The sequence below is a fragment of the Rhodococcus sp. O3 genome (assembly GCF_048897285.1).
Lineage (GTDB): Bacteria > Actinomycetota > Actinomycetes > Mycobacteriales > Mycobacteriaceae > Rhodococcus.
Genome location: NZ_JBMBTE010000142.1, coordinates 1 through 11,364 on the forward strand (window position 1 = coordinate 1; position 11,364 = coordinate 11,364).

General features: G+C 69.8%; 10 protein-coding genes and 1 pseudogene. All 11 read left to right on the plus strand.

What is annotated here, in order from left to right:
• Nucleotides 1-618 (plus strand): amidohydrolase family protein (locus ACN675_RS24905; RefSeq protein WP_420753383.1); only part of this gene is annotated, 618 nt, incomplete at its 5' end.
• A 4-nt stretch (nucleotides 619-622) separates the two neighbouring features.
• Nucleotides 623-1,120 carry a transporter gene (locus ACN675_RS24910; protein ID WP_420753384.1) on the plus strand — a complete coding sequence of 166 codons (498 nt, stop codon included), beginning with the start codon at nucleotides 623-625 and terminating at the stop codon, nucleotides 1,118-1,120.
• 70 nt (nucleotides 1,121-1,190) lie between these two features.
• Nucleotides 1,191-2,357 (plus strand): glutamine-hydrolyzing carbamoyl-phosphate synthase small subunit, encoded by a 1,167-nt coding sequence (gene carA, locus ACN675_RS24915; protein WP_197251531.1) that lies wholly within the window; start codon nucleotides 1,191-1,193, stop codon nucleotides 2,355-2,357.
• The gene (carB, locus tag ACN675_RS24920; protein WP_420753385.1) at nucleotides 2,357-5,698 is read left to right on the plus strand and encodes a carbamoyl-phosphate synthase large subunit; all 3,342 of its coding nucleotides are present in this window, start codon (nucleotides 2,357-2,359) and stop codon (nucleotides 5,696-5,698) included. Before carA ends, carB begins: the two co-directional genes overlap by 1 nt.
• Nucleotides 5,695-6,522, plus strand: a complete 828-nt coding sequence (gene pyrF, locus ACN675_RS24925) for an orotidine-5'-phosphate decarboxylase (RefSeq protein ID WP_420753386.1) — start codon at nucleotides 5,695-5,697, stop codon at nucleotides 6,520-6,522. Before carB ends, pyrF begins: the two co-directional genes overlap by 4 nt.
• 467 nt (nucleotides 6,523-6,989) lie before the next feature.
• The gene (gene mihF / locus ACN675_RS24930) at nucleotides 6,990-7,313 is read left to right on the plus strand and encodes an integration host factor, actinobacterial type (protein WP_068158315.1); all 324 of its coding nucleotides are present in this window, start codon (nucleotides 6,990-6,992) and stop codon (nucleotides 7,311-7,313) included.
• 5 nt (nucleotides 7,314-7,318) lie between these two features.
• Entirely contained in the window at nucleotides 7,319-7,945 is a 627-nt protein-coding gene (gmk, locus tag ACN675_RS24935) for a guanylate kinase (RefSeq protein WP_197252829.1), read from the plus strand.
• A 64-nt stretch (nucleotides 7,946-8,009) separates the two neighbouring features.
• A complete protein-coding gene (rpoZ, locus tag ACN675_RS24940; RefSeq protein ID WP_197252830.1) occupies nucleotides 8,010-8,312 on the plus strand; it encodes a DNA-directed RNA polymerase subunit omega in 303 nt (100 codons plus the stop codon).
• Complete coding sequence (gene coaBC, locus ACN675_RS24945) at nucleotides 8,309-9,607, plus strand: bifunctional phosphopantothenoylcysteine decarboxylase/phosphopantothenate--cysteine ligase CoaBC (RefSeq protein WP_420753387.1); 1,299 nt, start codon at nucleotides 8,309-8,311, stop codon at nucleotides 9,605-9,607. Before rpoZ ends, coaBC begins: the two co-directional genes overlap by 4 nt.
• 130 nt (nucleotides 9,608-9,737) lie before the next feature.
• Nucleotides 9,738-10,952: a methionine adenosyltransferase gene (gene metK / locus ACN675_RS24950; protein WP_420753388.1), complete on the plus strand. Its 1,215-nt coding sequence runs from the start codon at nucleotides 9,738-9,740 to the stop codon at nucleotides 10,950-10,952.
• Nucleotides 10,953-10,970: 18 nt separating this feature from the next.
• Nucleotides 10,971-11,364 (plus strand): annotated as a pseudogene (locus tag ACN675_RS24955) (primosome assembly protein PriA); the annotation flags it as partial.

Sequence of the window (11,364 nt, forward strand, 5' to 3'; positions counted from 1 at the left end):
CACGCGTCCACCGCGGGTACCGTCGAACTCGTCAAATGGGCTCGGGGACAGGGGATTTCGATCACCGCCGAGGTGACTCCCCATCACCTGCTGCTCGACGATTCGCGGCTCGAGACCTACGACGGCGTCAACCGGGTCAACCCGCCGCTGCGGGAACGTTCCGACGTCGAGGCATTGCGCCGCGGCCTCGCCGAGGGTGTGCTGGACTGTGTGGCCACCGACCACGCCCCGCACGCCGAACAGGACAAGTGCTGCGAGTTCTCGCAGGCTCGGCCCGGCATGCTCGGGCTCGAGACGGCCCTGTCCATCGTCGTCGAGACGATGGTCCGGCCCGGCCTGCTCGACTGGCGCGGGGTCGCGAAGGTGATGAGCGAACGGCCCGCCGAGATCGTGGGACTCGACGACCAGGGCCGCCCGCTCGCGGTCGGGGAACCGGCCAACGTCGTGCTCGTCGACCCGGACACCGAATGGACGGTGCGCGGACCGGAACTGGCGAGCATCTCGAACAACACCCCGTACGAGGAGATGACGCTGCCCGCCAAGGTCACCGCGACCGTGCTGCGCGGCAGGATCACCGCCCGCGACGGCGCGGTCCGCCCGCGGACCGGCGGGAGGTAGCGCGATGGACCGGGTTCTGATCACCCTCGGATTCCTGCTCTTGTGGGTCGTGCTGGTCCTGCTCATGTGGAAGGGCTGGCGCGGACGCGCCCGCCGCCAAGCCGACGCCGTCGGGGAACTCCCCGCCGTGCCGACGGACCTGGGGGAGCAGGTGCTGGCCCCCAGCACCGGCCTGTACGTGGGCAGCACCCTCGCACCGAGCTGGCAGGACCGGATCGCGGTCGGCGACCTGGGATACCGGGCCGCGGCCGAGATCAGCCGCTACCGCAGTGGGGTACTCCTCGACCGCGACGGTGCCTCGCCGATCTGGATTCCGCAGGACTCGATCCGCGCGATCCGCACCGAACGCGGCCTGGCCGGGAAGGTCATGACCAAGGACGGGGTCCTGGTCATCCGCTGGCAACTGCCCTCCGGAACCGAGATCGACACCGGGTTCCGCGGCGACGACAAGACTGTCTACCCCTCGTGGGTGGACGCGACGAACGAAGATTCAGGACAGTGACGATCACAGCACGTGAGATTTCAGCTGATGCGGACAGCTCTGGTGAGGTCGAGCAGAACGGAGAGAACGCATGAGCGGCGGTAATTTCGGCGGCGGCACCGCGGTACTGGTGCTCGAGGACGGGCGGATCTTCCGCGGCACCACCTTCGGAGCGGTCGGCCAGACCCTCGGTGAGGCCGTGTTCAGCACCGGCATGACCGGCTACCAGGAGACGCTCACCGACCCCAGCTACCACCGGCAGATCGTGGTGTCGACGGCACCGCAGATCGGCAACACCGGCTGGAACCAGGAGGACAACGAGTCCGTCGGCCCGACCGGCGACTCCGCGGAAGCGAAGATCTGGGTCGCCGGCTACGTCGTGCGCGACCCCTCCCGCCGCACCTCCAGCTGGCGGGCCACCGGCTCCCTGCAGGACGAACTGGTCCGCCAGGGTGTGGTCGGCATCGCCGGCATCGACACCCGCGCACTCGTGCGGCACCTGCGCACCCGCGGCTCCATGCGCGCCGGCGTCTTCTCCGGCGACGCCCTCGCCTCGGACGCGGAACTGCTCGAGCGGGTCAAGTCCCAGCCGTCGATGCTCGGCGCCGACCTCGCCGGCGAGGTCACCACCACCAGCGGATACGTCGTCGAGCCCGTCGGGGGCGAGGCCCGGTTCACGGTCGCGGCCATCGACCTCGGCATCAAGACCAACACCCCGCGCATGTTCGCCGAACGCGGGATGCGGGTGCACGTACTGCCGTCCACTGCGACGCTGCACGACATCCTCGACCTGAAGGCCGACGGTGTGTTCCTGTCCAACGGCCCCGGCGACCCGGCAACCGCGGACGGGGCGGTGCACCTGACCAAAGAGGTGCTCGGGCAGGGCCTGCCGCTGTTCGGCATCTGCTTCGGCAACCAGATCCTCGGACGCGCCCTGGGCCTGAACACCTACAAGATGAAGTTCGGGCACCGCGGCATCAACATCCCGGTCGTCGAACATGAGACCGGCCGCATCGCCATCACCGCGCAGAACCACGGTTTCGCGCTCGAGGGTGAGGCGGGCCAGGAGTTCGACACCCCGTTCGGCCGCGCCGTGATCAGCCACACCTGCGCCAACGACGGTGCCGTCGAAGGTGTCCGCCTGCTCGACGGCAGCGCCTTCTCGGTGCAGTACCACCCGGAAGCGGCGGCCGGCCCGCACGACGCCGCCTACCTGTTCGATCGATTCGCCAGCATGCTCGAGGGAGACAAGTCCTAATGCCACGCCGTACAGATCTCTCCCACATCCTGGTCATCGGCTCCGGGCCGATCGTCATCGGCCAGGCCTGCGAGTTCGACTACTCCGGCACCCAGGCGTGCCGGGTGCTGCGCGAGGAGGGCCTGCGGGTCAGCCTCGTCAACTCCAACCCGGCCACGATCATGACCGACCCGGAGTTCGCCGACTCCACCTACATCGAGCCCATCACCGCCGAGTTCGTCGAGAAGGTCATCGCCACCGAGGCCGCCAACGGCACCCCGATCGACGCCGTGCTCGCGACCCTCGGCGGCCAGACCGCGCTGAACACCGCGGTCGCGCTGTCCGAGCAGGGCATCCTCGACAAGTACAACGTCGAGCTGATCGGCGCCGACTTCGACGCCATCCAGCGCGGCGAGGACCGGCAGATGTTCAAGGACATCGTCACCAAGTGCGGCGGCGAGTCCGCCCGCTCGCGGGTCTGCTTCACCATGGACGAGGTCCGCGCGACCGTCGCCGAACTCGGCTTCCCCGTCGTGGTGCGCCCGTCCTTCACGATGGGTGGCCTCGGCTCCGGCATGGCCTACAACGACGAGGACCTCGAGCGCATCGCCGGTGGCGGTCTCGCCGCGTCGCCGACCGCGAACGTCCTGATCGAGGAGTCCATCCTCGGCTGGAAGGAATACGAGCTCGAGCTCATGCGCGACGGCCGCGACAACGTCGTGATCGTCTGCTCCATCGAGAACGTCGACCCGGTCGGCGTGCACACCGGCGACTCGATCACGGTCGCGCCGGCGATGACCCTGACCGACCGCGAGTACCAGAAGATGCGCGACCTCTCGATCGCCATCCTGCGCGAGGTCGGCGTGGACACCGGCGGCTGCAACATCCAGTTCGCGATGGACCCGCGCGACGGCCGCCTCGTCGTCATCGAAATGAACCCGCGTGTGTCGCGGTCCTCGGCGCTGGCGTCGAAGGCCACCGGCTACCCGATCGCGAAGATGGCCGCCAAGCTCGCCATCGGCTACACCCTCGACGAGATCGTCAACGACATCACCAAGGAAACGCCGGCCTGCTTCGAGCCGACCCTCGACTACGTCGTGGTCAAGGCCCCCCGCTTCGCGTTCGAGAAGTTCCCCGGCGCCGACGGCACCCTCACCACCACCATGAAGTCGGTCGGTGAGGCCATGTCGATCGGCCGCAACTTCACCGAGGCGTTCGGCAAGGTGCTGCGCTCGCTCGAGACCAAGCGCGCCGGCTTCTGGACCGGCCCCGAGGTCGAGGGCGATGTGGATGCGCTGCTCGCGGAGATCGCCACCCCCACCGACGGCCGGATCTACGCGGTCGCCAAGGCGTTCGAGCTCGGCGCGACCGTCGAGCAGGTCTTCGACGCCACCAAGATCGATCCGTGGTTCCTCGACCAGATCCAGCAGATCGTCGAGCTGGGCGATCGGATCCGGGGCGCCGAGACGTTCGGCGAGCAGGAACTGCGCTACGCCAAGCACCACGGCTTCTCCGACCGGCAGATCGCCGAACTGCGCCCGGCGCAGTTCGCCGACGAGGACGCCGTCCGCGCCCTGCGCAACGAACTCGGCGTGCACCCGGTGTACAAGACCGTCGACACCTGCGCCGCCGAGTTCGAGGCCAAGACCCCGTACCACTACTCGACCTACGAGCTCGATCCGGAGGCCGAGACCGAGGTCGCGCCGCAGACCGAACGCCCGAAGGTGCTGATCCTGGGCTCCGGCCCGAACCGCATCGGCCAGGGCATCGAGTTCGACTACTCGTGCGTGCACGCCGCGCTGACGCTGTCGGAGGCCGGGTACGAGACCGTCATGGTCAACTGCAACCCGGAGACGGTCTCGACCGACTACGACACCGCCGACCGCCTGTACTTCGAGCCGCTCACCTTCGAGGACGTGCTCGAGGTGTACCGCGCCGAATGCGAGTCCGGCACCGTCGCCGGTGTCATCGTGCAGCTCGGCGGCCAGACCCCGCTGGGCCTGGCGCGCCGCCTGAAGGCCGCGGGCGTGCCGATCGTCGGCACCAGCCCCGAGGCGATCGACCTGGCCGAGGACCGCGGCGAGTTCGGCCGGGTGCTCGAGCAGGCCGACCTGCCGGCCGCGAAGTACGGCACCGCCACCACCTTCGAAGGGGCGCGGGAGATCGCGTCCGGCATCGGCTACCCGGTGCTGGTGCGGCCGTCCTACGTGCTCGGTGGCCGCGGCATGGAGATCGTCTACGACGAGAAGGCACTCGAGACCTACATCTCGAACGCCACCGAGATCTCCGACGACCGCCCGGTGCTGGTCGACCGCTTCCTCGACGACGCCGTGGAGATCGACGTCGACGCCCTGTGCGACGGCACCGACGTCTACATCGGCGGCATCATGGAGCACATCGAGGAGGCCGGTATCCACTCCGGTGACTCGGCGTGCGCGCTGCCGCCGATCACGCTCGGCCGCTCCGACCTCGAGAACGTGCGCCGGTCCACCGCGGCGCTCGCGAAGGGCATCGGCGTCAAGGGCCTGCTCAACGTCCAGTACGCGCTCAAGGACGACATCCTGTACGTCCTCGAGGCCAACCCGCGAGCCAGCCGCACCGTGCCGTTCGTGTCCAAGGCGACCGGTGTACAGCTCGCGAAGGCGTGCGCGCGGATCATGCTCGGCGCGACCATCGCCGAGCTGCGCAGCCAGGGTCTGCTGCCCGCCGAGGGCGACGGCAGCCACGCCCCGCTCGACGCGCCCATCGCGGTCAAGGAGGCGGTGCTGCCGTTCAACCGGTTCCGCCGCGCCGACGGCACCGGTGTCGACACCCTGCTCAGCCCCGAGATGAAGTCCACCGGTGAGGTCATGGGCCTCGACAGCGACTTCGGCCGGGCCTTCGCCAAGTCGCAGACCGCCGCCTACGGTTCGCTGCCGCTCGAGGGGGCGGTGTTCGTCTCGATCGCGAACAAGGACAAGCGGTCCATGATCTTCCCGGTCAAGCACCTCGCCGACCTCGGATTCCGGATCATGGCGACCATCGGTACCGCGGAAACCTTGCAGCGCAACGGTGTTCCCTGCGAGCACGTGTACAAGGTCTCCGAGGAGGATCGCCCCGAGGGTGCACCGACCGTCGTCGACCGTATCCGCGCCGGGGACGTCGCGATGGTCATCAACACGCCGTGGGGCAACGCCGGGCCGCGGATCGACGGCTACGAGATCCGCAGTGCCGCGGTCGCCGCGAACATCCCGTGCGTGACGACCGTGCAGGGTGCCGCGGCCGCGATCCAGGGCATCGAGGCCGCGATCCGCGGGGAGATCGGTGTCCGGTCCATCCAGCGGATGCAGGCGGGCCTGCGCGACGGCGAGCAGCTGTCGTGACCGGGTTCGGGGAGCGGCTGCACGCGGCGCTCGCCGAACGCGGACCGCTGTGCGTCGGCATCGACCCGCACCCCGAACTGCTCGGGGCGTGGGGGCTGAGTGTCGACGCGGCGGGCCTGGCGACCTTCACCGAGCGCTGCGTCGAGGCGTTCGCCGGTAAGGTCGCGCTGGTCAAGCCGCAGGTGGCGTTCTTCGAGGCGTTCGGGTCGGCGGGCATCGCCGTGCTCGAAGGGGCCGTCGCGGCGCTGCGCGAGAGCGGAACGCTGGTCCTCGCCGATGCCAAGCGCGGCGACATCGGTTCCACGATGGCCGCGTACGCGCGCACCTGGCTGTCCGACGACTCGCCGCTGTGCTCGGACTCGGTGACCGTCTCGCCGTACCTGGGCTTCGGGGCGCTGGAACCGGCCCTGCAGCTCGCGCAGGACACTGGACGCGGGGTGTTCGTGCTCGCCGCCACCTCCAACCCGGAGGGCGCTCAGGTGCAGCAGGCGACGGTCGCGGACGGACGCACGCTCGCCCAGGTGATGGTCGACGAGGCCGCCGCCCGCAACGCCGGGGCCGCGGTGCTGGGGTCGGTCGGCGTGGTGGTGGGTGCGACGCTGACGAGCGCGCCCGATCTGAGCGCGCTGAACGGGCCGATCCTCATGCCCGGCGTCGGTGCGCAGGGTGGCACCGCCGACGACGTGCGCCGGCTGGCGGGCGAGCATCTCGATGCGGTGGTGCCGAACGTCTCCCGGGAGGTGCTGCGGGCCGGGCCGACCGTCGCGGCGCTGCGCGACGCCGCCGCCCGCGCGGTCGAGGGATTCGCGTTCCTGAGGGCCTGACGGAACTCACGCCGCGGGGCCGGACCCACCTGTGGGTCCGGCCCCGCTGTCGTGTCCGGGGACCCGTCGCGAGGGTGGTTTCGTGTCTCCCGGTGCTGGTGGGAGCGGCGACACACGCGGTCGAGGGGGCGCGACACGCGCATTGCCCAGAAATTTTTCCGAACCGGCCGACCGGCTTCGAAGCCGGTGCGGGCCCCTTCGCCGACGACCCGGGACGCGCTTCGTCGCCGAATCGGACATTGGCGTCCTCACCTGCGGTTTTTCAGCGTCACCGCAGGTGGGAAGCGGTGCGTCGACTCGCAGCAGCGACGGTTTCGCGCCGCGGAATCCGTCTCCACTACCGCACGGATTTTCGAGCGGAACGCCGGGGGGTGGGTTCGCAATCGTCGGCGAGCGTGAGTACGGTCGCTATCGCCGCTGGTTATCAGCGGTCGAAGACTGTTTGCCAACGATGAGACGGAGGAACCGTGGCCCTTCCCCAGCTGACCGACGAGCAGCGCGCCGCTGCTCTGGAGAAGGCGGCTGCTGCCCGTCGTGCCCGGGCAGAGCTCAAGGAGCGCCTTAAGCGCGGCGGCACCGACCTCAAGCAGGTGCTCAAGGACGCCGAGAACGACGAGATCCTCGGCAAGATGAAGGTTTCCGCCCTGCTCGAGGCCCTGCCGAAGGTCGGCAAGGTCAAGGCTCAGGAGATCATGACCGAGCTGGAGATCGCCCCGACGCGTCGTCTGCGCGGCCTGGGCGACCGTCAGCGCAAGGCGCTGCTCGCCAGGTTCGATTTCGACGCTGAGTAACGACCGTGGTTGCTGACGCACAAACCGTGTCGGACAGCGCGCCCGTGACGCGGAGGGGCCGGCTGGTTGTTCTGGCCGGCCCCTCCGCGGTCGGTAAGTCGACCGTCGTCCGCCTCCTGCGCTCCCGCGTCCCGGACCTGTACTTCAGCGTCTCGGCGACGACCCGGGATCCGCGACCGGGGGAGGTCGACGGCGAGGACTACCACTTCGTGGGACGCGACGAGTTCGACCGGATGATCGACGCCGGGGAACTGCTCGAATGGGCGGAGATCCACGGTGGACTGCAACGCTCGGGTACCCCGGCCGCACCCGTCCGCGAGGCGCTCGCCGCGGGGCGTCCGGTGCTGGTCGAGGTGGACCTGGCCGGGGCCCGTGCCGTCCGGGCAGCGATGCCCGAGGCGGTCCTGACCTTTCTGGCCCCGCCGAGCTGGGAGGTTCTGGTCGAACGGCTCACCGGCCGCGGAACCGAGTCCGACGAGGTGGTCGCCCGCAGGCTCGAGACGGCCCGCACCGAATTGGCCGCGCAGGACGAGTTCGACACCGTCGTCGTCAACGACGACGTCGACCGTGCTTGCGACGAATTGGTATCCTTGTTGGTTGGACCCGACGCCGGGCCCGGGCCGCGCTCCTAGAAGCCGTGCCCCCGGCGGTCGGCCACCGCTATTTCTTTCCCGCGAATACTCAGGAGATCACCGAGTGAGCAGCATCCAGGCAGCCGCGACCGACATTGCGGGTAACGAGCTTCCGGTCTACGACCCCCCGCTGGGTATCACCAACCCGCCCATCGACGAGCTGCTCGAGCGCGCCTCCTCGAAGTACGCGCTGGTGATCTACGCGGCCAAGCGGGCCCGCCAGATCAACGACTACTACAACCAGCTCGGCGACGGCATCCTCGAGTACGTCGGACCGCTGGTCGAGCCGGGTCTCCAGGAGAAGCCGCTGTCGATCGCCATGCGCGAGATCCACGCGGACCTGCTCGAGCACACCGAAGGCGAGTGAGTCCGCTCACCGTGGAGAGCCTCGACACCTCAGAGTTCGGGCAGCGCCGCCGCCGCGTCGTCATCGGCGTCGGCGGGGGCATCGCCGCCTACAAGGCATGCGCGCTGATCCGCGCCTTCACCGAGAGCGGCCACCAGGTCCGGGTCATCCCGACCGAATCCGCCCTCGAGTTCGTCGGCCGCGCCACCTTCGAGGCGCTGTCCGGCAATCCCGTCCAGACCGGGGTCTTCGCCGACGTCCCGCAGGTCCCGCACGTGCGGCTCGGCCAGGAAGCCGACCTCGTCGTCGTCGCCCCGGCCACCGCCGACCTCATGGCACGCGCGGCGCACGGCCGCGCCGACGACCTGCTCACCGCCACGCTGCTCACCGCACGGTGCCCGGTGATCTTCGCCCCGGCGATGCACACCGAGATGTGGGAGCACCCCGCCACCGTCGAGAACGTCGAGACGTTGCGTCGGCGCGGTGTCGTCGTCGTCGAACCCGCCTCCGGCCGGCTCACCGGCCAGGACACCGGCGCGGGCAGGCTCCCGGAACCCGAGGAGATCTTCACCCTCGCGACGTTGCTGCTCGAACGCGCCGACGCGATTCCGCGCGACCTGGTCGGCCGCAAGCTGGTCATCTCCGCCGGCGGCACCCGCGAACCCCTCGACCCGGTCCGTTTCCTGGGCAACCGCAGCTCCGGCAAGCAGGGTTACGCCTTGGCGCGGCTCGCGGCGCAGCGCGGCGCCGACGTCACCCTGGTGGCCGGTGCAGTCGCCGGGCTCGGCGATCCGGCCGCGGTCGACGTCGTGCACGTGCAGACCGCCGCGCAGATGCAGGAAGCGGTCGTCAAGTACGCCGCCGGCGCCGACGCGGTCGTCATGTCCGCGGCCGTCGCCGATTTCCGGCCCACCACGCTCGCGACCACGAAGATCAAGAAGGGCGCGGGCGAACCCGATTCGATCGCGCTGACCAAGAACGACGACATCCTCGCCGGGCTGGTCGAATCCCGCACCGAGGGCAGCCTCGCCCCGAGCACCGTCATCGTCGGGTTCGCCGCCGAGACGGGCGACGAAAGCGGCGACGTGCTCAGCTACGCCCGTGCGAAACTGGCACGCAAGGGATGCGATCTGCTCGTCGTCAACGCGGTCGGCGACGGCAAGGCCTTCGAGGTCGACAACAACGACGGATGGCTGCTCGCGGCCGACGGATCCGAGACGGCGCTCGCGCACGGATCCAAGTCGCTGATGGCCAGCCGGGTTCTCGATGCGTTGCGGCCGCTGCTGGCTCCGGCGGACCGGCCCAAGAGCGGATGAATTTAACTGTCGCGTCCGCGTGCGCGGAACAGTAGCGTCGAGGTTGCGGCGGGGCACCGGCCCAGCCGCCGCGTTCAGTGATTAGATGCTGTCCATTCGAGCTAGACACTTTCAGTCGAGAGGGAGTTCTGTGAGCAAGACCGGCGGTCGGCTTTTCACCAGTGAGTCCGTGACGGAGGGGCACCCGGACAAGATCTGTGACGCGATCAGCGACTCCGTCCTCGATGCCCTGCTCGCGGAGGATCCGCGTGCCCGTGTCGCGGTGGAGACGCTCGTCACCACCGGGCAGGTGCACGTCGTCGGCGAGGTCACCACCTCCGCCTACGCCGACATCCCGAAGATCGTGCGCGACCGCGTCCTCGAAATCGGCTACGACTCGTCGTCGAAGGGCTTCGACGGCAACTCGTGCGGCGTGAACATCGCGATCGGTGCGCAGTCCCCGGAGATCGCCGGCGGCGTCGACATCTCCCACGAGCACCGCTCCGGAACGCTCACCGACGACGAGGTCGCCAAGCAGGGCGCCGGCGACCAGGGCCTGATGTTCGGCTACGCGTGCTCGGACACCCCGGAACTGATGCCGCTGCCGATCTCGCTGGCCCACCGGCTGGCGCGGCGCCTCACCGAGGTCCGCAAGACCGGCGTGCTGCCCTACCTGCGCCCGGACGGCAAGACCCAGGTCACCATCGAGTACGACGGTGACACCCCGGTGCGCCTCGACACCATCGTCATCTCCACGCAGCACGCCGCGGACATCGACCTGAACAACCTGCTGACCCCGGACCTGCGCACGCACGTCGTCGACGCGGTGCTGGCGGATCCGAACCTCGCCGGTCTCGACACCTCGGAAATCCGGCTGCTCGTCAACCCGTCCGGGTCGTTCGTACTCGGCGGGCCGATGGGCGACGCGGGCCTGACCGGCCGGAAGATCATCGTCGACACCTACGGCGGCATGGCCCGCCACGGCGGCGGCGCGTTCTCCGGCAAGGATCCGTCGAAGGTCGACCGTTCCGCCGCGTACGCGATGCGCTGGGTCGCCAAGACCGCGGTCGCCGCGGGCCTGGCGGACCGCCTCGAGGTGCAGGTCGCCTACGCCATCGGCAAGGCCGCGCCGGTCGGCCTGTTCGTCGAGACCTTCGGCACCGAGAAGACCGACCCGGCCCGCATCCAGACGGCCATCAACGAGGTCTTCGACCTGCGTCCGGGCGCGATCATCCGCGACCTGGACCTGCTGCGCCCGATCTACGCGCAGACCGCCGCGTACGGGCACTTCGGCCGCACCGACATCGACCTGCCGTGGGAGAACACGGACCGGGCCGAGAAGCTGCGCGCCGCCGCCGGTCTCTGACCGACAGGTCACCGACGGGTGGGTGCCGACAGGCTCGCCGCCGAGACGGATCCGATCGCACGGGTGCTCCCGATGCTGCCGCTTCCGCACCTCGACCGCGAGTTCGACTACCTCATTCCCCGTGAACTCGACGCGGACGCCCGACCGGGCGTCCGCGTTCGTGTCCGGTTCTCCGGCCGGCTCGTCGACGGTTTCCTGCTGTCCCGCACCGCCGCCAGCGACCATCCCGGACGCCTCGGCTGGCTCGACCGGGTCGTGTCACCCGAACAGGTGCTGACCGACGAGATCGCCGCCCTCGCGGACGAGGTCGCCACCCGATACGCTGGCACCCGCGCCGACGTGCTGCGCCTGGCGGTGCCGCCGCGGCACGCCCGCGTCGAGGCCGAAACACCCGTCGAAACCTCCCCGCCGG

Bases quoted from the DNA above. Each gene is read 5' to 3' on its own strand.
- carA (WP_197251531.1), top strand. From the start codon at position 1,191: ATGAGCGGCGGTAATTTCGGCGGCGGCACCGCGGTACTGGTGCTCGAG.
- carB (WP_420753385.1), top strand. From the start codon at position 2,357: ATGCCACGCCGTACAGATCTCTCCCACATCCTGGTCATCGGCTCCGGG.
- ACN675_RS24910 (WP_420753384.1), top strand. From the start codon at position 623: ATGGACCGGGTTCTGATCACCCTCGGATTCCTGCTCTTGTGGGTCGTG.